This window comes from Quisquiliibacterium transsilvanicum (assembly GCF_014202215.1).
In the GTDB taxonomy this organism is placed as follows: domain Bacteria; phylum Pseudomonadota; class Gammaproteobacteria; order Burkholderiales; family Burkholderiaceae_E; genus Quisquiliibacterium; species Quisquiliibacterium transsilvanicum.
Genome location: NZ_JACHGB010000007.1, coordinates 177,870 through 202,732 on the forward strand (window position 1 = coordinate 177,870; position 24,863 = coordinate 202,732).

Annotated in this window: 18 protein-coding genes and 4 pseudogenes; 16 read left to right on the forward strand and 6 right to left on the reverse strand. The window is 71.6% G+C overall.

Translation table 11 applies throughout. The features are described from left to right. The first annotated feature begins 27 nt into the window (after positions 1-27). Entirely contained in the window at positions 28-1,542 is a 1,515-nt protein-coding gene (locus tag HNQ70_RS17805) for a flavin-containing monooxygenase (RefSeq protein ID WP_183970293.1), read from the forward strand. Positions 1,543-1,548: 6 nt separating this feature from the next. Here HNQ70_RS17805 and HNQ70_RS17810 read toward each other — a convergent pair whose 3' ends face one another. Continuing rightward, the gene (locus HNQ70_RS17810; RefSeq protein ID WP_183970295.1) at positions 1,549-2,436 is read right to left on the reverse strand and encodes a helix-turn-helix transcriptional regulator; all 888 of its coding nucleotides are present in this window, start codon (positions 2,434-2,436) and stop codon (positions 1,549-1,551) included. 65 nt (positions 2,437-2,501) lie between these two features. Between HNQ70_RS17810 and HNQ70_RS17815 the strand changes: the two genes are divergently transcribed. The 4 genes from HNQ70_RS17815 to HNQ70_RS20295 all read left to right on the forward strand — a co-directional run bounded on the left by HNQ70_RS17815 (position 2,502) and on the right by HNQ70_RS20295 (position 5,833). Further along, positions 2,502-3,224, forward strand: a complete 723-nt coding sequence (locus tag HNQ70_RS17815) for an ABC transporter permease (protein WP_183970297.1) — start codon at positions 2,502-2,504, stop codon at positions 3,222-3,224. After that, positions 3,217-4,023, forward strand: a complete 807-nt coding sequence (locus tag HNQ70_RS17820) for an ATP-binding cassette domain-containing protein (protein WP_221302883.1) — start codon at positions 3,217-3,219, stop codon at positions 4,021-4,023. Before HNQ70_RS17815 ends, HNQ70_RS17820 begins: the two co-directional genes overlap by 8 nt. Beyond that, the gene (locus HNQ70_RS17825) at positions 4,020-4,901 is read left to right on the forward strand and encodes an ABC transporter substrate-binding protein (protein ID WP_183970302.1); all 882 of its coding nucleotides are present in this window, start codon (positions 4,020-4,022) and stop codon (positions 4,899-4,901) included. The genes HNQ70_RS17820 and HNQ70_RS17825 overlap by 4 nt, the downstream gene beginning before the upstream one ends. Before the next feature lie 125 nt (positions 4,902-5,026). Continuing rightward, complete coding sequence (locus HNQ70_RS20295; RefSeq protein WP_246435074.1) at positions 5,027-5,833, forward strand: esterase/lipase family protein; 807 nt, start codon at positions 5,027-5,029, stop codon at positions 5,831-5,833. 88 nt (positions 5,834-5,921) lie between these two features. On the opposite strand, the pseudogene HNQ70_RS17830 reads toward HNQ70_RS20295, so the two are convergent. Then, positions 5,922-7,529: pseudogene (locus HNQ70_RS17830) on the reverse strand (wax ester/triacylglycerol synthase family O-acyltransferase); the annotation flags it as partial. Between HNQ70_RS17830 and HNQ70_RS17835 the strand changes: the two are divergent. The 7 genes and pseudogenes from HNQ70_RS17835 to HNQ70_RS17865 all read left to right on the forward strand — a co-directional run bounded on the left by HNQ70_RS17835 (position 7,516) and on the right by HNQ70_RS17865 (position 12,848). After that, on the forward strand, positions 7,516-8,043 hold the full coding sequence (locus HNQ70_RS17835; RefSeq protein WP_183970306.1) for a hypothetical protein: 528 nt from the start codon (positions 7,516-7,518) through the stop codon (positions 8,041-8,043). The pseudogene HNQ70_RS17830 and the gene HNQ70_RS17835 sit on opposite strands and share 14 nt — an antisense overlap. A gap of 15 nt (positions 8,044-8,058) precedes the next feature. Then, entirely contained in the window at positions 8,059-8,607 is a 549-nt protein-coding gene (locus tag HNQ70_RS17840) for a glycine zipper family protein (RefSeq protein ID WP_183970308.1), read from the forward strand. 148 nt (positions 8,608-8,755) lie between these two features. Then, positions 8,756-9,049: pseudogene (locus HNQ70_RS20675) on the forward strand (hemerythrin domain-containing protein); the annotation flags it as partial. A gap of 200 nt (positions 9,050-9,249) precedes the next feature. Further along, positions 9,250-10,455 carry an MlaE family ABC transporter permease gene (locus HNQ70_RS17850; protein WP_183970312.1) on the forward strand — a complete coding sequence of 402 codons (1,206 nt, stop codon included), beginning with the start codon at positions 9,250-9,252 and terminating at the stop codon, positions 10,453-10,455. Further along, positions 10,452-11,216 carry an ABC transporter ATP-binding protein gene (locus HNQ70_RS17855; RefSeq protein ID WP_183970314.1) on the forward strand — a complete coding sequence of 255 codons (765 nt, stop codon included), beginning with the start codon at positions 10,452-10,454 and terminating at the stop codon, positions 11,214-11,216. Before HNQ70_RS17850 ends, HNQ70_RS17855 begins: the two co-directional genes overlap by 4 nt. Before the next feature lie 4 nt (positions 11,217-11,220). Further along, on the forward strand, positions 11,221-12,216 hold the full coding sequence (locus HNQ70_RS17860; protein WP_183970316.1) for an MlaD family protein: 996 nt from the start codon (positions 11,221-11,223) through the stop codon (positions 12,214-12,216). Further along, positions 12,213-12,848, forward strand: a complete 636-nt coding sequence (locus tag HNQ70_RS17865; RefSeq protein WP_183970318.1) for an ABC-type transport auxiliary lipoprotein family protein — start codon at positions 12,213-12,215, stop codon at positions 12,846-12,848. The genes HNQ70_RS17860 and HNQ70_RS17865 overlap by 4 nt, the downstream gene beginning before the upstream one ends. Positions 12,849-12,870: 22 nt before the next feature. Here the strand turns inward: HNQ70_RS17865 and cphA are convergent, their stop codons facing one another. Then, a complete protein-coding gene (gene cphA, locus HNQ70_RS17870) occupies positions 12,871-15,462 on the reverse strand; it encodes a cyanophycin synthetase (RefSeq protein WP_183970320.1) in 2,592 nt (863 codons plus the stop codon). Between the two features lie 104 nt (positions 15,463-15,566). Further along, positions 15,567-17,723: pseudogene (locus HNQ70_RS17875) on the reverse strand (cyanophycin synthetase); the annotation flags it as partial. Between the two features lie 266 nt (positions 17,724-17,989). Between HNQ70_RS17875 and HNQ70_RS17880 the strand changes: the two are divergent. Together HNQ70_RS17880 and HNQ70_RS17885 are read left to right on the forward strand one after the other, a co-directional pair. Then, positions 17,990-20,275, forward strand: a complete 2,286-nt coding sequence (locus HNQ70_RS17880; protein WP_343060829.1) for a cyanophycin metabolism-associated ABC transporter — start codon at positions 17,990-17,992, stop codon at positions 20,273-20,275. Positions 20,276-20,285: 10 nt separating this feature from the next. Further along, entirely contained in the window at positions 20,286-20,756 is a 471-nt protein-coding gene (locus HNQ70_RS17885) for a cyanophycin metabolism-associated DUF1854 family protein (protein ID WP_183970324.1), read from the forward strand. Between the two features lie 52 nt (positions 20,757-20,808). Here HNQ70_RS17885 and HNQ70_RS17890 read toward each other — a convergent pair. Together HNQ70_RS17890 and HNQ70_RS17895 are read right to left on the reverse strand one after the other, a co-directional pair. Continuing rightward, positions 20,809-21,780: pseudogene (locus HNQ70_RS17890) on the reverse strand (acyltransferase family protein); the annotation flags it as partial. A gap of 38 nt (positions 21,781-21,818) precedes the next feature. After that, positions 21,819-22,490 (reverse strand): nitroreductase, encoded by a 672-nt coding sequence (locus tag HNQ70_RS17895; protein WP_183970326.1) that lies wholly within the window; start codon positions 22,488-22,490, stop codon positions 21,819-21,821. Between the two features lie 203 nt (positions 22,491-22,693). Here HNQ70_RS17895 and HNQ70_RS17900 point away from each other — a divergent pair, with 203 nt between their 5' ends. Both HNQ70_RS17900 and HNQ70_RS17905 read left to right on the forward strand, forming a co-directional pair. Beyond that, complete coding sequence (locus HNQ70_RS17900) at positions 22,694-23,917, forward strand: ABC transporter substrate-binding protein (RefSeq protein WP_183970328.1); 1,224 nt, start codon at positions 22,694-22,696, stop codon at positions 23,915-23,917. 102 nt (positions 23,918-24,019) lie between these two features. Then, positions 24,020-24,856, forward strand: a complete 837-nt coding sequence (locus HNQ70_RS17905; RefSeq protein ID WP_183970330.1) for a crotonase/enoyl-CoA hydratase family protein — start codon at positions 24,020-24,022, stop codon at positions 24,854-24,856. Positions 24,857-24,863: the final 7 nt, after the last annotated feature.

Sequence of the window (24,863 nt, forward strand, 5' to 3'; positions counted from 1 at the left end):
GACACAGAGTCGAGGAGAGCAAGGACGATGGAGACGAACGCAGCGAGCGCAGAGACCGTGGAGGTCCGCCGCGCATCGGAGGTCGAGCATTTCGACGTGCTGATCGTGGGCGCGGGAATTTCCGGCATCGGCGGCGCGTACCACCTGAGCACGCAATGCCCCGGCAAGCGCTTCCTGGTGCTCGAGGCGCAGGACGACTTCGGCGGCACCTGGCACACCCACCGCTACCCGGGAATCCGCTCCGACAGCGATCTCTACACCTTCGGCTATCGCTTCAAGCCCTGGACCGGCGCGCCGATCGCCACCGCCGCCGAGATCCGCAAGTACATGGGCGAGGTCATCGAGGAGAACGACCTCGCGCGCCATATCCGCTACGGCCACCGGATCAGCGCCGCCAGCTGGTCCGGCGAGGACCGCCGCTGGACGATCGAGGCGACCCGCGCAGCCGATGGCGCGCAGGTGCGCTTCTCGGCGAGCTTCCTCTGGATGTGCCAGGGCTACTACCGGCACGACGCGGGCTATGTGCCGCAATGGCCGGGGATGGAGCGCTTCGGCGGACGCATCGTCCACCCGCAGGCCTGGCCGGAGGACCTCGCGCTCGAAGGCAAGCGGGTGGTGGTGATCGGCTCCGGCGCCACCGCTGCCACACTGTTGCCGGCGATCGCCGGCGCCTGCGCCCACGTCACCATGCTGCAGCGCTCGCCCACCTATTTCATGACCGGGCGCAACGCCAACGAGCTGGCCGACACGCTGCGCGAGCTCGAGATCCCGGAGGAGTGGATCCATGAGATCGTGCGGCGCAAGATTCTCAAGGACCAGGCCAAGCTCGCCAGGCGCGCGTTCGAGGAGCCGGAGGCGCTCGCCAGGGAACTGATCGCAGGCGTGCGGGCCCACCTGCCGGCCGACTTCGACGTCGAGCGCCACTTCACGCCGCGCTACCAGCCCTGGCGGCAGCGGATCGCCTTCGTGCCGGACGGCGACCTGTTCCGCGCGGTCCGCGAGGGCAAGGCCTCGGTGGTCACCGACGAAATCGAGGCCTTTACCGAAGCCGGCATCCGGCTGAAGTCCGGCGCGACGCTCGAGGCCGACGTGGTGGTCGCCGCCACCGGCTTCGACCTGAGCGTGCTCGGCGACATCAGCGTCACGATCGACGGCCGTCCGCTCGACTTCGGCGACACCGTGACCTGGCACGGCACGATGTTCACCGGGGTACCCAACATGGCCTGGGTGTTCGGCTATTTCCGCGCCAGCTGGACGCTGCGCGCAGACCTCATCTCGGACTTCGTCTGCCGGCTGCTGCGGCACATGGACGAGCGCCACGCAACGCGGGTGACCCCGACGCTGCGTCCGGCAGAGGCGGGCATGCCGCTCAAGCCCTGGTTCGACCTGGACAACTTCAACCCGGGCTACGTGCTGCGCGGCGCGCACCTGATGCCCAGGCAGGGCGACCGGCTGCCCTGGCGGCACACCCAGGACTACTGGACCGACCGGGGCGACCTGCCGGCCGCGGACCTGAACGACGGCAGCCTGGCCTTCGACTGAACCGGCTCAGGCGTTGAAGAGCACGCTGCCGCAGCCGGCCACGTCGTAGCCGGTCAGCGCCCGGGCGTGCCGTGCGAAGGCGCGGGTGCGGGTGAAGGCCAGCAGGGCCTGCATCGGCGGCTCGAAGACGCTGCGCCGCCAGACGACGAGATCGGCGCTCTCCCAGGCCAGCGGCACGAAGCCAAGGTCGTCCCGGTGCGCGGCGGCGCGGATGCCGAAGCCGGCATCCGCCAGGCCCGCCTTCACGGTCTCGGCCACCTCGGTCTCGGTGCTGGCCAGCGCCGCGCGCCCGCGCAGGCGGGCGGCGTCGATTCCCGCCTCGCGCAGCATCTTCGCCAGCAGCAACTGGCTGCCGGCGCCCGGTTGGCGCAGCACCAGCCGGTGCCTGCGGCGGGCCAGATCGGCCAGCGAGCCGATGCCCAGCGGATTGCCCGCGGCGACGATCAGGCCCTGCTCGCGCCGGGCCCAGTGCAGGCATACGACCGGCATCCGGCCGAAGCGCTGCCGCACCACTTCGCCGTTGAACCCGTCGCCTGCGCTGTCGGGGACGTGGAGCAGCGCCGCGCAGGCGCCGCGGGCGGCGAAGCGTCCGAGGCCCTCGAGGCTGCCCACCGTGGCCAGCGCCAGGCCGGAGCCGCTGTCGCGGACCGCGCGCTCGAGCAGCGGGTCGTGGCTGCCGGCGATGGTCGCGGGGGGCTCCGCGCCGCCGGGGTCCGGCGTGCCGGCGGACCGGGACGCCAGCCACGCGTGCAGCTGCGCCGGGTCGAAGAGCAGCCGGCCGTGCGCGCGGGCGTGCGGCACCAGGCCCTTCTGGACCAGGTGGTAGAGCGTGCGCGGCCGCATCCGCATCAGCTCGGCGGCTTCGCCCGTGGTCAGCCATCGCTCCTGCGTCATGCGCACCAGTATGCAGAATTTCCGCGCATTCCGCGGTGCCTGCCAGGCTTGCTAGATTCGCGGCAATGAACGATCTGAGCGAAAGCCTGCGGCTCGCCCTCGACCTGCTCGCGGGCGCCGACCCCAGCTTGTGGGGCATCGTCCGGCTGAGCCTTGCGGTGAGCGGGACCGCGACCCTGCTGGCTGCCGCGGTGGCGCTGCCGCTGGCCGCCTGGCTGGCGCTGGCCCGTTTCCGCGGCCGCGGCGCGGTGGTGGCGACGCTCGACGCGCTGATGGGCCTGCCATCGGTGGTGGTCGGTCTGCTGGTCTACCTGCTGCTGTCGCGGGCCGGCCCGCTTGGCGAGCACGGCCTGCTGTTCACGCCGGTGGCGATGGTGATCGCGCAGACGGTGCTGGTGCTGCCGCTGCTGACCGCGCTCGCGCGCCAGACCCTGGAGGACGTGCTGGCTGAAGTTGGACCCTACCTTCGCTCGCTGAAGGCGGGGCGCGTGCGGACCGTGGCCACGGCGCTGGTCGAGGCGCGCTGGTCGCTGCCCACCTCGCTGCTCGCGGGGTTTGGCAGGGCCACCGCCGAAGTGGGCGCGGTGATGATCGTCGGCGGCAACATCGATGGCGTGACGCGGGTGATGACCACCGCGATCGCGCTGGAAACCAGCAAGGGCGACCTGCCGCTCGCGCTAGGTCTGGGCCTGGTGCTGGTGCTGGTGGTGCTGGCGGCGAACCTGCTCGCGCATGCGGCGCGGCACGTGGCGATGCGGCACGCCGACCCCGGGCCCGCCGGTGCGTGACGCGGACCTGCTTTCCCGCGCCGGGTCCGCTGGCGCCGGCGGGCCCGCGCCGGCAGGCACGGCCAGCTCCGCCGCTGCCAGCCTCGCAGGCGTCGACCGGCTGGAGTTCAGCGCCATCCGCCTGCGCCGGGGCGCGCACGCCCTGCTCGACGGGCTGGACCTGCGGCTGCCGGTGCGGATGCGCACCGCGGTCCTGGGCGCCAACGGCGCCGGCAAGACCACCCTGCTGCAGCTCGCGCACGGACTGATCGCGCCGGATTCGGGCGCGATTGCCGGGCGGGATGCAGCCGGCGCGGCGGTCGCCTGGCGCTTCGGTTTCGTCTTCCAGAAGCCGGTGATGCTGATGCGCAGCGCCCGGGCGAACGTGGAGCACGCGCTGGCGGTGGCCGGCGTGCCGCGGGCGCGGCGCCGGGCCCGCGCGGACCGGGCGCTGTCCGAGGTGGGCCTGCTGGACGCGGCTCAGCGCCCGGCGCGCCGGCTCTCCGGCGGCGAGCAGCAGCGCCTGGCGATCGCGCGGGCCGACGCCGCCGCTCCCGACTGCCTGCTGCTCGACGAACCCACCTCGAGCCTCGATCCGCATGCTGCCGCAGCCATCGAGCGCCACCTGCTGGCGCTGTCGGCCGCCGGCCGGGGCATCGTCTTCGCCACCCACGACTTCGCGCTGGCCCGCCGGCTCGCCCAGCGCGTCGTCTTCATGCACCTCGGCCGCGTCCTCGAGTCCGGCGACGCGGCCACTTTCTTCGCCGGGCCGCGCAGCATCGAGGCCCGACGTTTCCTCTCGGGAGACCTCCTGCAATGACCCGCATCCGCCGCGCCGCCGCCGCGCTCCTCCCGTCCTCAGCAGTCTTCGCCGCCTTCGCCGCCTTCGCATTGTTCGCCGCGGCGTTGCCGTCCTCCGCGTTCGCGCAGGCGGCGCGCGCCGGCGCTCAGGTCATCGTGATGGCTTCGACCACCTCCACCGAGCAGTCGGGGCTGTTCGCGCACCTGCTGCCGGCCTTCGGCGCCGAGACGGGGATCGAGGTCCGGGTGGTGGCGCAGGGGACGGGGCAGGCGCTCGAGACCGCGCGCAGGGGTGACGCCGACCTGGTGTTCGTGCACGACCGGGCCGCGGAGGAGCGCTTCGTCGCCGAGGGCTTCGGGCTCGCGCGTCGCGACGTGATGTACAACGACTTCGTGCTGGTCGGCCCGAAGCGGGATCCGGCTGGCGCCGGCGCAGCCACCGACGCGTCGCAGGCGCTTGCGCGCATCGCGCAGGCAGGCCAGCCCTTCGTCTCGCGCGGCGATCGCAGCGGCACGCATGCGGCCGAGCTTCGGCTGTGGCAGGGCGCCGGCGTCGACGCCCAGGCGGGCAAGCGCGCCGGCTGGTATCGCGAGAGCGGTTCAGGGATGGGGGCGACGCTGAACATCGCCTCGTCGATGGATGCCTACACGCTGACCGATCGCGGCACCTGGCTGGGCTTTCGCAATCGCGGCGGGCTGGCGATCCTCTTCCAGGGCGATCCGCGGCTGTTCAACCAGTACGGCGTGATCGTCGTCGATCCCGCCCGCCATCCGCACGTCAAGGCCGCGGCGGCGCAGCGCTTCGCCGACTGGATCGTGTCGCCCGCAGGGCAGCGGACCATTGCCGCCTTCAGGACCGGCGGCGAGCAGGCGTTCTTCCCGAATGCGCGGCCCTGAGCGCGGCCCTGAACGCGGCCCTGAACGCGGCCCTGAACGCGCCCCTGAACGCGCCCCTTGGCGCGCCGCCCGTCCGCGCATGCATGGGCGCGGCCCACGCCGCCGCGTGATAGATTGAAGCTTCAATGGTTGCCCGCCACGCCCACTCCGGCCCGCCCAGCACGCTGTTCTCCGCGATGGAGGTCCGCGCGCTGGGCGAGGCTGCGCTGCTGCCCTGGGCGCTGCCGATGCTGATGTCCGCGCCGCGCGGCGACGGTCATCCGGTGCTGCTGCTGCCCGGCTTCATGGGCGACGAGAAGTCGCTCATCGGGCTGGAGGTCTTCCTCAAGTCCCGCGGCTATCAGGTCGAGAGCTGGGGCTTCGGGCGCAACGTGGGCTTCCAGCGAAAGCATGCCGAGGCACTCGAGCAGAAGCTGCGCTACGTTCATCACCGCTCCGGGCGCAAGGTGAGCCTGGTCGGCTGGAGCCTGGGCGGCGTGTTCGGCCTGTACGCGGCGCACCGGGCGCCGGAGTGCGTGCGCACCCTGATCACCCTGGGCAGTCCCGTTTCGGTCGACCCGACCGGCAGCGCATCGCCGGCGCTCGTCAAGGCGCTGTACCGGCTGGTCGCCCACCCGATGGGGCCGTCGGCGCATGCCGCCCAGCCCCGCGCGAAGCAGCTGCGCGAGCGCCCGCCGGTGCCGACCAGCTGCCTCTACTCGCTGAGCGACGGCGTGGTGCCGCCCCAGGAGGCCACGCTGGACGGCGATCCCGCGATGCACGAGAACATCCGGGTGCCCGGCAGCCACATGGGGCTGGGCTTCAACGCGATGGTGCTCCGGATCGTCGCCGACCGGCTCGCTCAGCCGGAGGGCGAGTGGCGGCCGTACGTGCCCGAGGGCTTCGCCGGGATGCTGCATCGGGCGCTGACGCACCAGGTCTTGCCGATCTGAGCACACGGTCGGGCGGGGCTTCGGGCCCGTCCGTCGGCGCAGCCGCGCGTCGCCTCGGGCGGCGCGGCTTCGCATCCGCCAGTTCCAGCAGTTCCTGGAAGCTGTCGCGCAGGCACTGGGCGAACACTTCCGGATCCGGCATCTGCTCGCGGCAGGCGGTCGGGGAGATCACGATCTTCCCGTCGTAGCTGGTCACCGCGAACACCAGGCCCATCCCGTCGCTGATCGGCATGATCGCCGAGAAGTAGGTCATGCGCGCGCCGTCCAGATACAAGGGGCGCGACGGCCCGGGCACATTGGTGATCGCGCAGCTGGCCAGTGGCGCGCGCCGGCCGATGCCCTGCGCCGCCCGCGCCAGCATCCGGCTCGCCACGGCCAGCGCTGCGGCCGGCGCGTGCATTCCCGTGGCCGCGAATTCACGCACGTCCAGCGCCTGGGCCAGCGTCTCCGACGAGGCGGTCTGGCCATGGATGAAGGCCAGCCGCTCCACCGGGTCGGCGATCTGCGTTCCGAGCCTGATCCGCAGCCAGGACATCTCCGGGCGCTGCTGCCTGGGATCGCTCTCGCGCATCAGCACCGGACCCATCGCCGACAGGCTCTCGCCGGGCAGCTCGTCATGGGACTGCAGGTAGCGCCGCAGGCCGCCCGCGCAGACCGCCACCACCGCGTCGCTCACCCGGGCGCCCGGCACCAGCCCGCGGATGCGGCGGAACGATTCCAGATCGAAGCGCCGGGTCTCGAAGACCCGGTGCGGCGTGACCACGCTGTTGAAGCGGGTCACTGGCAGCCGCTCGGGGCGCAGCATCGCCTCGCTCGCGAGGGTCCAGGCCGCCGGCGCGAGGCGGGCGACGGCGCGCGCCAGCGGCCCTGCGATGCGCAGCGGCGAGCGCAGCGAGTGCAGCGCGCCGCGGGCGGCCAGCGCCAGGCGGATCGGTGGCCGCTCCGGGAACCAGGGCGCCGGCGGCCCTTCGTCGACGGGCTCGGGGCTCTCGTCGTGGAGCAGCCGGGTGATCTCGTTGCCGCCTTCGACGTCCACCGCGGCATGGTGCACTTTCGCGAGCACCGCGAAACTGTCCGGTGGCAGGTCCAGGAAGGAGTCGAGGCGCTCGATGACGTACAGCTCCCAGAGCGGCCGGCTCAGGTCCAGCGGCCGTGCGTGGATGCGTGCAGCCTGCAGGCAGAACTGCCGCCAGTCGCCGGGAGCGGGCAGTGCGATCTGCCGGACGTGGTATTCGAGGTCGAAATGCTCGTCCTCGACCCACCAGGGGTAGTCGAGTTCCAGCGGAACCCTGAGCAGCCGCTGCCGGAACACCGGCGAGCGCTCCAGCCTGCGCGCGACGTGGGCGAGGATCCGCTCGAAGCTGACCCGGCCGCCGGGCGCCGTCGACGGGTCGTAGATGTGGAGCAGCGTGACGTTGGAGTGGGCGTGCGGGCTGTCCGCGTAGATCAGGCTCGCGTCATGTCCGTTCAGTTGGCGCATTGGTGGGTCCTGGGCAGGGCTCGCGCGTCGGGAGTGCCCGAAGGGCATCTCTTGAAGCATGACACACGGCCTCGCGCCGTGGCGATCCGTGTTTCCGTGTGTAACAGGCCTGCGCATCTGTAACAGCTGCGGCCGCCGGGCCGGCTTCCTGCGAAAATGGACTGTTCGCGCAATGCACGCGCGCATGCGTCCGGAGTCGATAATGCATACCCTCATCGGCAGGCGTCTGCTGGTCGCGGCGGCGCTGGCAGCCGCGTGTGCCAGCGGCGCCGCCTGGGCCGACGGTCGCCGCGGCTCGGTCGGCGTCCAGGTCGCCGTTCCCGGCGTCGCGGTCGAGTACCGGTCGTCCCCGCGCGCCTATCCGGCCCCGCGTCATTACCGTGCGCCCTCCTACCAGCATTACGCGCCGCGGCTACGCTACGTGCCGCCGGCGGTCTGGGTGTCACCGCTGCCCTACTGGGGACCGACCATCCACTACGGGCCTTCCTGGTACGGCGGCTACTACTACGGCCCGGCCTATCCGCGCATCGACCCCGAGCCTTCCGGGCCCCAGGTGTGGATCGAGCGCGCGCCTGACGAAGGCGCACAGGCTGGCGGCGGCGCAGGCGCCGGGTCAGCGCCGCAGGGCTGGTGGTACTGGTGCGAAGATCCGCAGGGCTACTATCCCGATGTCCGCGAGTGCTCCGGCGCCTGGGTGCCGGTCGCGCCGCAGCCGGCGCAGCAGCGCTGAACCACGAGGATGAAGATGAACTCGAACACCCGCCTCCGCGCCCTCGGCGCCCTCGGCGCGCTCGCAACGCTGGCCGCGTGCTCCTCGATCCCGGAGGGGCCGAGCATGCTGGTGCTCCCCGGCACCGGCCGGACCTTCCAGCAGTTCCAGGCGGACGACGCGATGTGCCGGCAGTACGCGCTGCGCCAGTCCGGCGGTTCGCCGCAGCAGGCGGCGGACGCGAGCGGCGTGCGCAGCGCCGCGCTGGCCACCGCGGTCGGTGCGATTGCAGGCGCGGCGGTCGACGGCTCGCGCGGGGCGGCGGTGGGCGCCGGCAGCGGGCTGGTGCTCGGCACGATGTCCGGGACCGGGTCGGGCCAGGCCTCGGGCTCGGCCCTGCAGCGCCGCTACGACCACGCGTACGTGCAGTGCATGTACGCTCAGGGTCATCGGGTGCCGGTTTCAGGGCAGCTGGGCGGGCAGTCCTATCGCTCCTCGTCCTCCCAGTACTACCAGTCGGGGCCCGCTGTGCCGCCGCCGGCCGGCATTCCGCCGCCGCCGCCGCCTGGCATCTACGGCCGCTGAAGCTGGCGGCCGCGGGTCGCGGCCGCGGCACGCAGACGCCGGCGCGGTCGGCCCGCCGGGCCGTGCCGCAATCAAATACACTGCGGGAATGACCGGACAGGCTTCCCTCTGGCGAGCCGAGCATGCCGCCTTCCGCATGCTGCTCTCGATGCTCGAGCGCGAACTCGCCGCCTTCGAGCGCGGCGCCGTGCCCGACCACGGCCTGATGGCCGACGTCGTCACCTACCTGGAACAGCACGCAGAGCATGCGCATCGCCTGCGCGAGGAGGCAGCCTTCGAGCGCCTGGTCGCGCACGATCCTTCGCTGTCGATCCTGCTGGGCCGGCTGCGGCAGGAGCACCGGGTGCTCGCTGCCTGCGCCGCAGAGCTGCTCGCGCGTCTGGGTGAGCTCGAGTCGGAGGTCGTGGTCAGCCGGGAGCCGGTCGAGTCCGCGGCGGCCACCTTCCTCGTCTACTACCGTCACCATCTTGCAGTCGAGGAGCGCGACTTCCTGCCGCGCGCGGAGGTCTTGTTCACTCCTGACGACTGGGCGGCAGTGTTCGCCGCTGCCGGGTCCGAGGCCGACCCGCTGTTCGGCGATCCGCCCGGACATCGCTTCGCCGAACTGCGCCGCCGGATCGACCGCGAAGCCGGCGCAGGCTGATGCATCCGGACTGCCGGGTCGAGGCGGACGCCGGGGGCTGGCGGCTGCATCTGGAGGGCGTCTGGCGCCTGCCGCGACTGGTCGAGCTGCGTCGCTCGCTCGAGGCCCTGCCGCTGGCAGCTTCCCGGGCTGCCTCGGCCCGCGTTCGCGCGGGAGCGGGAGCGGGAGCGGGAGCGGGAGCGGGAGCGGGAGCGGCCGAAGGTGCGGGTGGCGCAGGGCTGGCGCTGGACGGCAGCGGGCTGGAGGCGATCGACACCGCCGCCGCGCTGCTGCTGCTGCGCCATCTCGAGGACGCCGGAATCGCCGCTGACGCGATCCTCCTGGAGGGGTTCTCGGACAGTCACAGGCGCATCGTCGAGGTGGTGCGGGAACGGCTCCCGCTGGCAGGCCCGCAGCACGCGCTGGTGCCCCGCGGGCTGCTAGGCCAGTTGGGCGCGGCCAGCGTTGCGGTCGGCCGCCTGATCGGCGGGCACGTCGCCTTCCTTGGCCTGGTGACCGTCGAGGTCGGGCGCCTGCTGGTGCGTCCGGCGGCGCTCCGGCCCAGGGAGCTGGGCTCGCAGCTTCGCCAGGTCTGCGTGAGCGCGATCCCGGTGGTGGTGCTGGTCACCTTCCTGATCGGCACCATCGTCGCCTATCTGCTCGGCCAGCAGGCCGAGAAGTTCGGCGCCAACATTTTCGTGGTGGACGGTGTCGTGCTGGGGATGGTGCGGGAGTTTGCGCCGATCATCGTCGCCACCATCGTGGCCGGCCGCTCGGGCGCGGCCTTCACCGCGCAGCTGGGCACGATGAAGCTGAACCAGGAAATCGACGCGATCCGCACGCTGGGCCTGTCGGCCGAACAGGTGCTGGTGGTGCCAAGGGTGCTCGCGCTGATGATCGCGCTGCCGCTGCTGGTGTTCGCCGGCGACGTTGCCGGGATCGCCGGCGCGATGACGGTCGCCGACCTGATGCTGGGGATCACTCCCACCACCTTCCTGGAGCGGATGCAGTCGGCGCTGACCGAGCGCCATTACCTGATCGGTCTGGCGAAGGCGCCGGTGTTCGCGCTGGTCATCGCGGTGATCGGCTGCCGGATGGGGCTCGACGTCAGCCGGGACACCCGCTCGATCGGCCTGCACACCACCTCGACGGTCGTCCAGTGCATCGTCGCAGTGATCCTGCTCGACGCGCTGTTCGCGGTGCTGCTGCAGGAGCTGCGCCTTTGAGCGCCGAGGCGGTCATCGAGGTCGAGGGGCTGCGCACCCGGATCGGCTCGCAGCAGATCCACGACGGGCTCGACCTCCGGGTGCGCCGCGGCGAGCTGGTCGCCCTGATCGGCGGCAGCGGCACCGGCAAGACCGTGCTGCTGCGCGAGATGATCGGGCTGATGCGGCCTTCCGGCGGCACGGTGCGGCTGCTGGGCACCGATGTCTGGTCCGCCTCCGAGCCGCAGCTGCGCGCGCTGCGGCGGCGCGTGGGGGTGATGTTCCAGGACGGCGCGCTGTTCTCGTCACTGGACGTCGCGGCCAACGTCGCGACCCCGCTGCGCGAGCACACAGACCTCCCGGAGGATCTGATCGACGACCTGGTCGGGCTCAGGATCGCGCTGGCCGGACTCCCGCCGGATGCCGCGCACAAGATGCCCAGCATGCTGTCGGGCGGCATGAAGAAGCGGGCAGCGATCGCGAGGGCACTGGCGCTGGAGCCCGAGCTGCTGTTCCTGGACGAGCCGACCTCCGGGCTCGACCCGGTCACTGCCCGTTCGCTGGACCGGCTGCTGCGCTTCCTGTGCGACGACCTGGGGATCACGGTGCTGCTGGTCACGCACGACCTGGACACGGTGACCGGGATCGTCGACCGCGTGATCGCCCTCGGCAAGGGCAGGGTGCTGGCCGACGGTACACTGGACGAGGTGCGCGCGGTGGACGACCCGTGGATCCGCGACTGGTTCGCGGGCACGGGCATTCGCGCGGCGCACGGAGGTTGACAGCATGGAACCGGAAACCCGCTACCCCGTGATCGGCGCGATCGTGCTGCTGCTGGCGCTGGGCGCGGCGTTCGCGTTCACCTGGTGGGCACGCGATGGCGCCGCCGACGCGCCGTACTACGTGGTGGTCTTCGATCGGCAGTCGGTCGAGGGCTTGCAGGTGGGCAGCGACGTCAGCATGCGCGGAGTCAAGGTCGGCAGGGTCGAGCGCTTCACGCTGGGCAGCGAGAACATCAACCGGGTCAAGGTGCTGGTGCGGGTCGACCGGCAGACGCCCGTGAGCGAGAACAGCTCGGCGGTGGTGGCGCGCAATTTCCTCACCGGGCTGGCGCGGATCAACCTCGTGACCCCCGGCGAACCCGGGCCGCAGCTCACCCACGTCCCGCCTGGCGAGGACTACCCGGTGATCCCCGAGGGCACGTCCGGAATGGACCAGATCGCAGAATCCGCCAACCGCCTGGCCCTGTCCGGCGAGGAGGCGCTGGCCAACCTGAACCGCCTGATGACGCCGGAGAACCGCGAGGCCTTCGGACAGACGCTGGCGGCGACGCGCGACATCGCCGTCGGCCTGAGCGAGCGCCTCGACGGGCTCGACCGCACCCTGGCAGGCGTCGACGCATCGGTGCGCGCCTTCGGCGAGACCAACCGCAGCATCGCCGCCGCCGCGCAGCAGGCGAACGTCCTGATGCGCGACGCGGGCACGACGCTCGGCGAGGCGCGGACCACGCTGTCGGAAGGCACGGTCGCCATTCGCGATGCCCGCGGCAGTCTCGCCGAGTTCACCCGGCTGGCCCGCACCCTGGAGCGCGAGGCCGGCGAGTTCGGCGCGCGCGCCAGCGGCGCTGCGGACACCGGCCTGCTCGAGCTGCGCGCCACTGCCCAGGAGACCCGGCGGGCCGCGGAGCTGCTGTCCCAGGCGCTCGAGCGCCTGTCCGAGCCGCGCTCGGCGCTGATCGGGCCGGGCGCCCGCGAACTTGGGCCCGGGGAGCGGCTGCCATGACTGCAATTTCCGCGCGCAAGGCCCGCAGGGCTGTGGTGACCGGGCTGCCGGCGCTGGCTGCGATGCTTGCCGGCGGCTGCGCCGTGCTGGGCGGCAACCCCGAGCCGCGCCAGTGGCATCGGCTCGAGGACCTCGCAGCGCTCGCACGGGCGCCGGGGCCGGCGATTCCCCGCGTGCTGCTGGTGGAGATGGTGTCGACCGCCTCGCTGCACGACGGCGCCGCGCTGGTGTACTCCAGGGATCCGGGACTGCTGGCCCACTATCGCTTCGCGGACTGGGCCGAGCCGCCGGCGCGGCGAATCGCGCACCTGGTCGAACGCCGGCTCGACGGCCGCGGGCGTTTCCGGGCGGTTGGCCAGTCCACTGCCGGGCTGGGCGGCGACCTGCTGTTGCGGGTGGGGCTGGACGAGTTCTTCCACGACGCGTCCACCGAGCCAGGCGTGGCGCGGCTGGCGCTCGACGCCGACCTGATCGACTGGCGCGCCCGCACCCGCGTTGCGCGGCGCCGCTTCGTGCGCACCGAAGCCCTGGCCTTCGCGAACGCTGCCGGCGCGGCCGCCGCGCTGAGCCGGGCGCTCAGTGCCGCACTGGACGAACTGGCCCCCTGGGTGGAGGCGGCGGCCGCAGGCTGACCGGGTCCCCCGGGCAGCGGCTTCAGGCGGCCGCTGCCACCGGGTTATGGGTCGCGATCCGTGCGGTGATGTGCTCCAGCGCCTCTTCCACCTGATCGATCAGGATCAGGCAGAGATCGCCGGGGCGCAGCGCCTCCAGCGCGACGTCGATCGCCAGGAATTCGCCATGCACTTCCTGGACCGAGCGGGTGCGCGCGGCCCCTTCCAGCCCCTGGCGCAGCAGCGCGAGCACTTCGCCGTCGGCGCGGCCGCGCTGGCACTGGTCCTGGTAGAGGATCACGTCGTCGAAGACCTGGCCGAGGATCTCGGTCTGCTGGCGGATGTCCTCGTCGCGGCGGTCGCCTGCGCCGCTGATGACCACGCTGCGCCGCTGTGCGGGCATCGCCTCGACCGCGCGCGCCAGCGCGAGGATCGCGTCCGGATTGTGGCCGTAGTCGGCGATCACGGTGGCGCCGCGGTGGTTCATCACGTTGAAGCGGCCCGGGACCTTGCCGGCGTCGTTGACGAAGGACGCGAGACCGGCCTCGATGATGCTCCAGGGCAGGCCGAGCGCCCAGCCGGCGCCGACCGCAGCCATCGCGTTCTCGACCTGGAAGCCGATGGTCCCGCTGCGGGTGATCGGCACGCCGGCCAGTGGCAGGCGGTGCTCGAACTTGCCCTCGGCGGCGACGATCGCGCCGCGGTCGACGTAGACGACGCGCCTGCCGCGTGCCCGGTGTCCGGCCATCACGGGCCCGCTGCAGTCGACCGCGAAGAATGTCACCGCGCCGGGGCAGCCTTCGGCCATTCGGGCGACGATCGGGTCGGCCGCGTTCAGCACCGCCATGCCGTCCGGGGCGACGTTCTGCACCACCACCCGCTTGAGCACCGCGAGATCCTCGACGGTGGTGATGTAGTTCAGGCCCAGGTGGTCGCCCTGGCCGATGTTGGTGACCACCGCGACCTGGCAGCGGTCGAAGGCCAGTCCTTCGCGCAGCAGGCCGCCGCGCGCAGTCTCGAACACCGCGGCATCGACATCCGGGTGCATCAGCACGTTGCGCGCGCTGCGCGGCCCGCTGCAGTCGCCGGTGTCGATCCGCTCGCCGGCGACGTAGACGCCGTCGGTGTTGGTCATGCCCACGCGCTTGCCGTCGCCCTCGAGCAGGTGGGCGATCAGCCGCACCGTGGTGGTCTTGCCGTTGGTGCCGGTGACCGCGACCACCGGGATCCGGCCGTCGCCGCCGTCCGGGTACATCTCCGCGATCACCGCCTCGCCCACCGGCCGGCCGCGGCCGAAGGAGGGGGTGAGGTGCATGCGCAGTCCCGGCGCGGCGTTCACCTCGACGATGCCGCCGCCCTGGTCCTCGAGCGGCCGGAGCACCGACTCGCAGACCACGTCGACGCCGCAGATGTCCAGACCGACCATCCGTGCAGCCTCCACCGCGCGCGCTGCCACCATCGGATGGACGTCGTCGGTGACGTCGGTGGCGGTGCCGCCGGTGCTGAGGTTCGCGTTGTTGCGCAGCACCACCCGGGTGCCTGCGGGAGGAACCGATGCGGCGTCGTAGCCCTGCGCGGCGAGCCGCGCCAGCGCGATCTCGTCGAAACGGATCCTGGTCAGCGAGGTGGCGTGGCCGTCGCCGCGCCGCGGGTCGGTGTTGACGAGGTCGACCAGCTCGCGCACCGTGTGCACGCCGTCGCCGATCACATGCGGGGGCTCGCGCCGCGCCGCCGCCACCAGATGTTTGCCGACCACCAGCAGGCGGAAGTCGTGGCCCGGGATGAAGCGCTCCACCATCACGTCGTCGCTGATCTCGGCCGCGGCCCGGTAGGCGATGTCGAGGTGCTCGCGGGTGTCGACGTTCACCGTCACGCCCTTGCCCTGGTTGCCGTCCTGTGGCTTCACGACCACCGGCTGGCCGATCTCCCGCATCGCCTTCCATGCATCGTCCAGGTCATGCACCGGCCGGCCGCGGGGCACCGGCACGCCGGCGGCCTCCAGCAGCTGCTTGGTGAGCTCCTTGTCCTGGGCGATGGTCTCGGCGATCGCGCCGGTGCGGTCAATCTCGGCGGCCTGGATCCTTCGTTGCCGGCTGCCCCAGCCGAACTGCACCAGGCTGCCCTCGGTCAGGCGCCGGCAGGGGATGCCGCGGGCCACCGCAGCGTCGACGATCGCGCCAGTGCTCGGCCCGAGCCGGACGTCCTCGTCCAGTTCGCGCAGCCGCGCCAGCGCCGCCTCGGCGTCATAGGGCGCATCGTGCAGCGCGGCCTCGCAGAGCCCCGCGCCGAGTTCCAGCGCCAGCCGTCCGACCGCCTCTTCCGAATACTGGACGACCACCTGGAAGACTCCGCTGTCCACCGTCTGCGAAGTGCGGCTGAAGGAGACCGGGCAGCCGGCCTGCGCCTGCAGCGCGAGCGCCGACAGCGCCAGCGCGTGCGCCATCGACATCGGCTCGCGCCGGCCGATCGGCTGGAGCGTGCCAATGCCCGGGAAGCGCGCCCGCAGGCGCGCCTCGAAGGCCGCTGGATCGGCGGGCAGGCGCTCCGCGTCGTCGCAGGTGACGAGCGCCTCGATCGCCGTGTGACGGCTCCAGAGGTTGGGGCCGCGCAGGGCGCGGATGCGGGAGATTTCCATCGGGAGGACTCCAGGCGGAGCAGGGTTTGCGCCCCGGGCCGCGGCAGTGCGCGGCGCCGGGAGTGGCGGCGAAGAAGCGTTCAGCGGAAGGCCGGCGCGCTGCCGTTGGCGCGTTCGGCGGAATAGGTCCCGACGGCGGCACGGATCAGCTCTGGAGCGACGCCCAGGGCCCAGGCCGCACCGGCGGCGGCAAGCACGTTCTCGATGTGCAGCCCGTCGTCGCCGATGGCGGCGCGGATCGCGTCGACCGCCGCCAGCGGGATTTCAGCGGCGCCGGTGGCCAGCGTCACCCAGCCGTCCTTGACCAGCACCGCGCGTCCGCCGGCTGCGCGATGCGCCATGACGATCGGCAGCGCCGGATCGGTGGAGAACCAGAGCACCTCGCCGTCGCACAACTCGGCCATCTCGGCCACCCGCTCGTCCCGGGCGTTGAGCACGCCCACGCCGTCGGGCAGCACCACGTCGATCTGGGTGCGCATCACGGTGAACAGATGGCGGGGCGTCTCGATGTAGTGCTCGGGCAGGACGGCGTCCGGGTCGATGTTGGTGACCACGCCCACCGCGCAGCGATCGTAGGCCAGGCCTTCGGTGACGATGGCGCGCGGCCCGTTCTCGATCACCGCAGCCTCCACGTTGCGGTTGACCAGCACCCGCCGGGCGGCGTCGAAGCGCGCGGCGTCCTCACGGTCGATCGCGCGGCGGTCGAAGAACAGCCCGTCGGTGCAGGCCAGCCCGACCTGCCGGCCGGCAAGCTGCAGCAGGTAGGAGATGATCCGCGCGACGCCGGTCTTGCCCTTGGAGCCGGTGATGCCGACCACCGGGATGCGGCCGAGGTCGCCTTCAGGGAACAGGTTGTCGACGATCGCCTGGCCAACCGGACGCGGGCTGCCTTCGGCGGGCTTCAGGTGCATCAGCAGGCCCGGACCGGCGTTGACCTCGACGATCGCGCCGCGCTGCTCCTCGAGCGGGCGCGAGATGTCCTCGGCCACGACGTCGACGCCGGCGATGTCCAGCCCCACCACGCGCGCGGCCAGCGCGACGCGGGCGGCGACCTTGGGATGGACCAGGTCGGTGACGTCGAAGGCGACGTTGCCGTTGCGCTGGATCAGCACCGGCAGGCCGTCGGCGGGCACCGACTCGGGGTCGAAACCCTGCTGGGAAAGTTCGAGGCGGGCGGCCGAGTCCAGCCGCACCGGGTTCAGCGGGAAGTCCTCGGAGCTGCCGCGGCGCGGATCGGTATTGAGTTGTGACTCGATCAGTTCGCGGATCGTCGAGCGGCCGTCGCCAGTGATCCAGGCCGCCTCGCCGCGGGCGGCGGCGACCACCTTGCCGCCGACCACCAGCAGCCGGTGTTCCAGCCCCGGCACGAAGCGCTCGACGATGACGCCGCTGCCTTCGTCGCGGGCCACCGTCCAGGCGGCCTCGACGGCCTCGCGGGTCGACAGGTTGGTGAACACGCCGCGGCCGTGATTGCCGTCGTAGGGCTTGATCACGACCGGCAGGCCGATCTCGCAGGCGGCCTCCCAGGCGTCGGCGGCGTCCTTCACCAGCCGGCCTTCGGGTACCGGGATGCCGCAGGAGGACAGCAGCTGCTTGGTCAGGTCCTTGTCGCGCGAGATGCCCTCGGCGATGGCGCTGGTGCTGTCGGTCTCGGCGGTCCAGATCCTGCGCTGCCGGGCGCCATAGCCCAGCTGCACCAGGTTGCCGTCGTTCAGGCGCACGAAGGGGATCTTCCTCGCCTCGGCGGCCTCGACGATGCAGGCGGTGCTCGGTCCGAGCCAGCGCCGGTCGACCAGGTCGCGCAGCTCGCTGACCGCCGCGTCCAGGTCGTACGGGCGATCCTCGATCGCGGCCATCAGCAGGTCGCGCCCGGACAGCACCGCGGCGCGGGTGATGTCCTCGTGGTGCGCGTGGATCACCACCTTGTAGACGCCGCGGGTGGAGGTTTCGCGAGCCCGGCCGAAGCCGCCCGGCAAGCCTGCCAGCGTCTGCAGTTCCAGCGTGACGTGCTCCAGGATGTGCCCGGGCCAGGTGCCTTCCTCGAGTCTGCGCAGGAAGCCGCCGCGCTCGTCGTAGCTGCAGCGGTGCTCGACCAGTCCGGGAAGCCAGGCCGACAGCCGCCCATACAGGCCGGGGATCAGGTTCGACGGGAAATCCTCCAGCTCGCCGATGTCGATCAGCACCTCGAGTGCCGGGACGTAGGTCCACAGGTTCGGCCCGCGCAGGTGCGTGATGCCAAGGATCTCGATGTCTTTCTTCATGACGGCCGCGCGAGGAAGGGGTGCGAGCATGGCTGGCTTCTGCGGGTTTCGGTGGAACTCAAACGCGGCAGCGGCGAAACGGTTTACCGCCGCCGGTCATCGTTTTCGCCGGCCGCGCGTTGAAAAGGCACAGAATCCTTTCCAACCGGGCCTCCAGCCCTCCGGACCATCGCTTGAACACATCCCTCCGACCCCTGCCGGGGTCCGGCAGCACCCCCCAGGACGCCGGCGAGGATCGCGGCACCCCGGCGGCCCGGGCCGCCACGATCGACCGGCTGCAACGTGAACTCCCGGCCCGGCTTGGCCCGGGCGAGGAACTGCTCGCCACGGTCCCGGTCGACCTGGACGCCCACCTGCGTTACAGCGCCGGGCTGCTGGGGCTGACCAGTCGGCGCCTTCTCGCCTGGACGGACGAGACCGGGGGCTGGCGCGAATGGGCCTGGCGCGACGGACTTTCGCTGCACCGCAGCGACCATGCGGGCGTGGGCTGCATCGAGCTCGCCGGGCCGGGCGAGCGGCTGGCGCGCTGGCGCTACACCCTCGAGCATGACGGCGCCGCGCTGCGGCTGGTCGACCGATTCCAGGCCGGTCCGGAGCCCGGGGCCGGCGGGGCGCAGCCTGTCGAGGCGGCAACCTGCCCGCGCTGCCATCTGCCGATTCCCCCGGGCGAGTACGACTGCCCTGCCTGCTCCGGCGAGGAGCAGGAGAAGCCGCCGTCGACCTGGACGCTGCTGCGGCTCTGGCGCTTCGCCCGCCCCTACCGGGGCCGCCTGCTGGCGGGCTTCCTGCTGACCCTGGCCTCGACCGCGGCCACGCTGGTGCCACCTTATCTGACCATGCCGCTGATCGACGACGTGCTGATTCCCTTCCAGCAGGGGGTGCCGATCGACGTCGACCTGGTCCGGATGTACCTGGGCGGGCTGCTGGCGGCGGCGCTGCTGGCCTGGGGACTGGGCTGGGCCCGCACCTGGCTGCTCGCAGTGGTCAGCGAGCGGATCGGCGCCGACCTGCGCACCGCCACCTACGAGCACCTGCTGGGGCTGTCGCTGGAGTACTTCGGCGGCAAGCGCACCGGCGACCTGATGGCGCGGATCGGCTCCGAGACCGACCGGATCTGCCTGTTCCTGTCGCTGCACCTGCTCGATTTCGCCACCGACGTGCTGATGATCGTGATGACCGCGGCGATCCTGTTCTCGATCGACCCCGGGCTGGCGCTGGCGACGCTGCTGCCGCTGCCCTTCATCGTCTGGATGATCCACCTGGTGCGCGACCGGCTGCGGCACGGCTTCGAGAAGGTCGACCGGATCTGGGGCGAGGTCACCAACGTGCTGGCCGACACCATTCCCGGCATCCGCGTGGTCAAGGCCTTCGCGCAGGAAAAGCGGGAGGCCGCGCGCTTCCGGGAGGCCAACCGGCACAACCTGACGGTGAACGACCGGGTCAACCGGGTCTGGTCGATGTTCTCGCCCACGGTGGGGCTGCTCACCGAGATCGGACTGCTGTTGGTGTGGGCCTTCGGCATCTGGCAGGTGGCCAACCAGAACGTCACCGTGGGCGTGCTCACCGCATTCCTCGCGTACATCGGCCGCTTCTACACCCGGCTCGATTCGATGAGCCGGATCGTGTCCTTCACACAGAAGGCGGCGGCCGGCGCCAAGCGGATCTTCGACATCCTCGATCACGTCTCCAGCGTGCCCGACGCCGCCAACCCGGTCAGGGTCGGACGGCTGGAGGGCGGCATCCGGATGCGTTCGGTGGGCTTTCGCTACGGCAACCGGGCCGTCATCCGCAACCTGGACCTGGACATCGCGCCGGGCGAGATGGTGGGCCTGGTCGGCCACAGCGGCTCCGGCAAGAGCACGATGGTCAACCTGCTCTGCCGCTTCTACGACGTCGCCGACGGCTCGATCTCGGTCGACGGCCATGACATCCGCTCGCTGGCGGTCGCCGACTACCGGCGCAACATCGGCCTGGTGCTGCAGGAGCCCTTCCTGTTCTTCGGCACCATCGCCGAGAACATCGCCTATGGCCGGCCGGAGGCCACCCGCGCCGAGATCGTCGCGGCGGCGCGCGCCGCCCATGCGCACGACTTCATCCTGCGCCTGCCGCATGGCTACGACTCGCTGGTGGGCGAGCGCGGCCAGGCGCTGTCGGGTGGCGAGCGCCAGCGGATCTCGATCGCGCGGGCGCTGCTGATCGACCCGCGCATCCTGATCCTGGACGAGGCCACTTCCTCGGTGGACACCGAGACCGAGAAGGAAATCCAGAAGGCGCTGGACAACCTGGTGCGCGGGCGCACGACGATCGCGATCGCGCACCGCCTGTCCACGCTGCGCAAGGCCGACCGGCTGGTGGTGATGGATCGCGGCCAGGTCGTCGAGGTCGGCGGGCACGACGAGCTGATGGCCCGCGAGGGCGCCTACTTCCGCCTGTACCAGGCGCAGGCGCGCAACGTCGACACCGAGGACGGCTGGGCCGGCGCCCAGACCGAGGGCGCAGGGGTCATCGCCGCGGCGGCCACTGCCGGCGCGGTCCGCACTGCCGAAAGCTGAGGAACCCGAGATGACCGCCCACGCATTCCGCCTGACCCGCAACTCCTTCGGCCGGCTGGTGCTCGAGATGCCGGACGGAAGCGTCCACGAGGCCGTCGTGCCGGTGCGCGCGTTTCCGATCGGCGCGCCCGACGACGGTCTGGCCCTGGTGGGCTCGCATGGCCACGAGCTCGCCTGGGTGGATCGACTGTCGGACCTGGCGCCGGCCACCCGCGCGCTGATCGAGGAGGAGCTTGCCAGCCGCGAGTTCATGCCCGAGATCCGGCGCATCGCGGACGTGTCGGGCTTCGTCACCCCATGCACCTGGGAGGTGGAGACCGACCGCGGGCCGACCCGCTTCCTGCTCAGGGGCGAGGAGTCGATCCGGCGCCTGCCGCCCCCGGCGCTGCTGGTCGCAGATGCGCACGGAATCCAGTACCTGATCCGAGATCCGCAGGCGCTGGACCGGCGGAGCCGGAAGCTGCTCGACCGCTTCCTGTGAAGCGCAGTTCGACGTGGCGGTGGAACAGCGCGCCGCCCGCCACGCAGGCTGCCCAGGCCGCCAGCAGCCCGGCCGCATTGGCCAGCGGCTGGCCGGGGAAGATCCGCCACACCAGCGCCCCGATTGCGATGCTGATCGGGAAGTGCACCAGGAACACCGAGTACGAGATTCTGCCGAGCCAGGCCAGCAGGGCAGAGCGAGGCCAGCGCTCCAGCAGGCGGGTGCGCCGCGCGATGCCCAGCACGAGCGCAACGGCCAGCGCCACCGCGATTCGCAGCCGCCAGTCCAGCGCCAGCGCCGCCGCGCCGGCCAGCGCGAGCGCCGCCAGTCCGTGGATGCGGGCACCGGGGCGGCCGGCCCACCAGGCGCAGGCGCCCAGCGCGTACGCGCCGAAAAAATAGGGCGCCCACGCGTCCAGCTCCGGCAGCCGGTTGAAGACGAACAGCGAGGCCAGGCCCAGCCCGGCGACCAGCGAGATCGCCAGCGGCCGTGCCGGCGACCCCGCGCCGCGGGCGAGCCAGAGCAGTCCGAGCGTCAGCGCGAACAGCTGGAAGTCGATGGCCACGTACCAGACGCCTGCCGACAGCGCGTCGATGCCGAGCACGTCCTGCAGCAGCAGCAGGTGCGCGAGCAACTGGCCCGGGCTCGGCGCCAGGGGGATCGCCGGGTTGGGGTTCAGCCAGCTGGCGAGCGCCGACAGCACGACGGCCAGCATGATCGCGGCCATCAGCGGCGGCGCCAGCCGCAGGTAGCGTCGCAGCAGCAGCGGGCCCGGTGGTCCGAACTCCGGTGCGCCGGCCGGGGCCAGCGTGCGCGCGGCCATGAAGCCGCCGCAGACCAGGAAGGCCTGCACCGCCACCCGTGCATGCTCCGACAGCCAGGCGAAGACCGCGGGCGCCAGCCCCTCCACCGCGTCCGACATCGGGCCGTAGAACGCGAGATGGTGCAGCACGATGAGCTGCGACGCCACCGCCCGCAGCGCGTCGATCAGCGGCATCCGCGACGCCGCCGGCGAGATGCTCATCCGATCGTCCGCGCTGCGAGAATCAGCCGGTCAGCGGATCAAAGACCGCGGAACTTCGTGAAGGCCTCCAGCGGCGCCCGGTCGGCGTACAGCCTGTTCGCCGGTTCGCCCGGATCCGCCTGGCCGATCGCCATGCCGCAGAACAGCATCTGCTCGGGCGGCAGCTCCAGGAACTCGCCGATGGTCTTGGGGTAGATCGCCCAGCACTCCTGCGGGCAGCTGTCCAGGCCCTCGGCGCGCAGCATCAGCATCACGGTCTGCAGGAACATCCCGCAGTCCGACCACTGCGGCGGCCCCATGCGGCGGTCGATCGTGCAGAACAGTGCCATCGGCGCACCGAAGAACTGGAAGTTGCGCGCGAACCAGCGCTTGCGCCCCGCCTTGTCCTCGCGCGGAATGCCGATCTGGGCGTACATGTCCTCGCCGAGCTTGAAGCGGTAGTCGCGGTGGGGCGACACCAGTTCCTTCGGGTAGATGTCGTATTCGCTGCCGTCGCCGCCCGGCAGCTCCTCGACCTTCTTCAGCATGGTCGCCTTGAGCTGGGCCAGCGGCTCGCCGGCCACGACCTGGATCTGCCAGGGCTGGACGTTGCCGCCCGAGGGCGCGCGCGAGGCGATCGCGAGCACACGGCGGATGGTTTCCGTGGGCACCGGGGTGTTCAGGAAGCCGCGCACCGAGCGGCGGCTGTTGATGGCCTCGACGAGATCCATGCGTTCCTCTCCTTGGGTCGAATTCTGGACAACCGCGCAGCCTAGCACCGTCGGGGCGGCCGGGCCTGCGGCCCGGTACCTTGCGCGTTCCGGAATGCCCGGGCGTTCCGGAAACCGCCGCGGCGGTGGCTTATCATCTCGCGCGCGCCGCGGGCACCGAGTTCGCGGCACGCTCTCCTCCAAAAAACAGACAGAGGGTCCGCATGCACTTCAAGAAGATCACCCGCCGCACGGCGATCGCCGGCGCGGCCGCCGCCGCAGCGCTCGCCGGCTTCTCCACCGGCGCGCTGGCGCAGAAGAAGTACGACACCGGCGCCACCGACAAGACCATCAAGATCGGCCACATCGTTCCCTACTCGGGTCCGGTCTCTGCCTACGGCACGATCGGCAAGTCCATCGTCGCCTACTTCGCCAAGGTCAACGAGGAAGGCGGCATCAACGGCCGCAAGGTCGAGGTGCTCTCGCTGGACGACGCCTACAACCCGGCCAAGACGGTCGAGGTGGCGCGCAAGCTGGTCGAACAGGACGAGATCTTCCTGCTGTTCGCGCCGCTGGGCACCGGCCAGAACACCGCGATCGTCAAGTACATGAACGCGAAGAAGGTGCCGCACCTGTTCCTGGCCACCGGCGCCACGCGTTGGGGCGACTACAAGAATTTCCCCTGGACCATGGGCTGGCAGCCCACCTACCAGGCCGAGGGCAAGATCTACGCCGAGCACATCCTGAAGAACCACCCGAACGCGAAGATCGCGATCCTTTATCAGAACGACGACTTCGGCAAGGACAACCTCAAGGGCGTGCTCGACGGGCTGGGCGACAAGGTCAAGACCATGGTCGTCTCGCAGCTCAGCTACGAGGTCACCGATCCGACGGTCGACAGCCAGCTGACGATGCTCAAGGGCACCGGCGCCGACGTGTTCGTCAACCTGTCGACGCCCAAGTTCGCGGCGATGATCATCAAGAAGCTGCCGGAGATCGGCTGGAAGCCGGTGCACTACCTGTCCAGCGTGTCGCAGTCGATCCAGTCGGTGCTGACGCCGGCGGGCCTGGACAACGCCTCCGGCGTGATCACCAGCGTGTACCTGCGCGATCCGAACGATCCGCGCTTCAAGGACACCAAGGAAGTCGCCGACTACCGGGCCTGGATCCAGAAGTACTACGCGGCGGGCAACCCGGGCGATTCGCTCAATGTGATCGGCTACTCGAGCGCGCAGACGCTGCACAAGGTGCTCGAGCGCGCGGGTGACAACCTGACCCGCGCGAACGTGATGAAGATCGCAGCCGGCCTCGACCTGCAGCTTCCGATGCTGTATCCGGGCATCAACCTGAAGACGGCCGCGGACGACTACTACCCGATCGAGCGGATGCAGCCGGTGCGCTTCAACGGCAAGACCTACGAACCGATGGGACCCGTCCTGGGCCGCTGAGCCCGGCTCGCCCGAATCCGGACCGGCGGCTGAGCCCCTGCGTTGCCGCCGGTCCGGTCCGCGTCACAATGCGATTCCCCGCGAACTGAAGGAGCAGGACAGATGACGACGAACGAACGGGTCAGGGTCACCGTCGGCGCCGACGGCGTGGCCGAGGTGCGGCTGAACCGTCCCGACAAGATGAATGCGCTCGACGCCGCGATGTTCACCGGCATCGTCGCCGCTGGCGAGCAGGTGGCGCGCGACCCCCGCGTGCGCGCAGTGGTGCTGTGCGGCGAGGGCCGCGCCTTCTGCGCCGGCCTGGACATGGGCCGCTTCGGCAACATGGCTGAGGGCAAGAGCTCGACCGGCAACGCCGCCGACCCCATCGACCGGCTCACCGCCCGCTCGCACGGCATCTCCAATGCCGCGCAGCAGGTCGCCATGGTCTGGCGCGAGGTGCCGGTGCCGGTGATCGCTGCGGTCCACGGCGTCTCCTTCGGCGGCGGTTTCCAGCTTGCGCTGGGCGCGGACATCCGCTTCGTCACTGCCGACCTGAAGATGTCGGTGATGGAGATCAAGTGGGGTCTGGTGCCCGACATGGCCGGCATTGCGCTGATGCGCGAGCTGGCCCGCAACGACGTGGTCCGCGAGCTCACCTACAGCGGCCGGATCTTCTCCGGCGAGGAGGCGCTGCAGCTCGGGTTCGCCACGCGCGTCTGCGCCGACCCCTACGCCGAGGCGATGGCCTTCGCGCGCGAGGTCGCGGGCAGGAACCCGGATGCCATCCGTGCCGACAAGCGCCTGCTCAACGCGGCGATGGCCGAGGATGCAGCGGCGCTGCTGATGGCCGAGTCGGTCGAGCAGACGAAGCTGATCGGCAGCCCGAACCAGGTCGAGGCGGTCAAGGCCCAGCTGGAGAAGCGCGCGCCGAACTTCAGCGACCCGGTGGCGGGCTGATCCGCCG

Coding starts and splice junctions, on each gene's coding strand:
- HNQ70_RS20295 (WP_246435074.1), top strand. CDS start 5,027: ATGGTTGCCCGCCACGCCCACTCCGGCCCGCCCAGCACGCTGTTCTCC.
- HNQ70_RS17825 (WP_183970302.1), top strand. CDS start 4,020: ATGACCCGCATCCGCCGCGCCGCCGCCGCGCTCCTCCCGTCCTCAGCA.
- HNQ70_RS17815 (WP_183970297.1), top strand. CDS start 2,502: ATGAACGATCTGAGCGAAAGCCTGCGGCTCGCCCTCGACCTGCTCGCG.
- HNQ70_RS17850 (WP_183970312.1), top strand. CDS start 9,250: ATGCATCCGGACTGCCGGGTCGAGGCGGACGCCGGGGGCTGGCGGCTG.
- HNQ70_RS17835 (WP_183970306.1), top strand. CDS start 7,516: ATGCATACCCTCATCGGCAGGCGTCTGCTGGTCGCGGCGGCGCTGGCA.
- cphA (WP_183970320.1), bottom strand. CDS start 15,462: ATGGAAATCTCCCGCATCCGCGCCCTGCGCGGCCCCAACCTCTGGAGC.
- HNQ70_RS17900 (WP_183970328.1), top strand. CDS start 22,694: ATGCACTTCAAGAAGATCACCCGCCGCACGGCGATCGCCGGCGCGGCC.
- HNQ70_RS17805 (WP_183970293.1), top strand. CDS start 28: ATGGAGACGAACGCAGCGAGCGCAGAGACCGTGGAGGTCCGCCGCGCA.
- HNQ70_RS17840 (WP_183970308.1), top strand. CDS start 8,059: ATGAACTCGAACACCCGCCTCCGCGCCCTCGGCGCCCTCGGCGCGCTC.
- HNQ70_RS17810 (WP_183970295.1), bottom strand. CDS start 2,436: ATGACGCAGGAGCGATGGCTGACCACGGGCGAAGCCGCCGAGCTGATG.
- HNQ70_RS17895 (WP_183970326.1), bottom strand. CDS start 22,490: ATGGATCTCGTCGAGGCCATCAACAGCCGCCGCTCGGTGCGCGGCTTC.
- HNQ70_RS17865 (WP_183970318.1), top strand. CDS start 12,213: ATGACTGCAATTTCCGCGCGCAAGGCCCGCAGGGCTGTGGTGACCGGG.
- HNQ70_RS17860 (WP_183970316.1), top strand. CDS start 11,221: ATGGAACCGGAAACCCGCTACCCCGTGATCGGCGCGATCGTGCTGCTG.
- HNQ70_RS17885 (WP_183970324.1), top strand. CDS start 20,286: ATGACCGCCCACGCATTCCGCCTGACCCGCAACTCCTTCGGCCGGCTG.
- HNQ70_RS17905 (WP_183970330.1), top strand. CDS start 24,020: ATGACGACGAACGAACGGGTCAGGGTCACCGTCGGCGCCGACGGCGTG.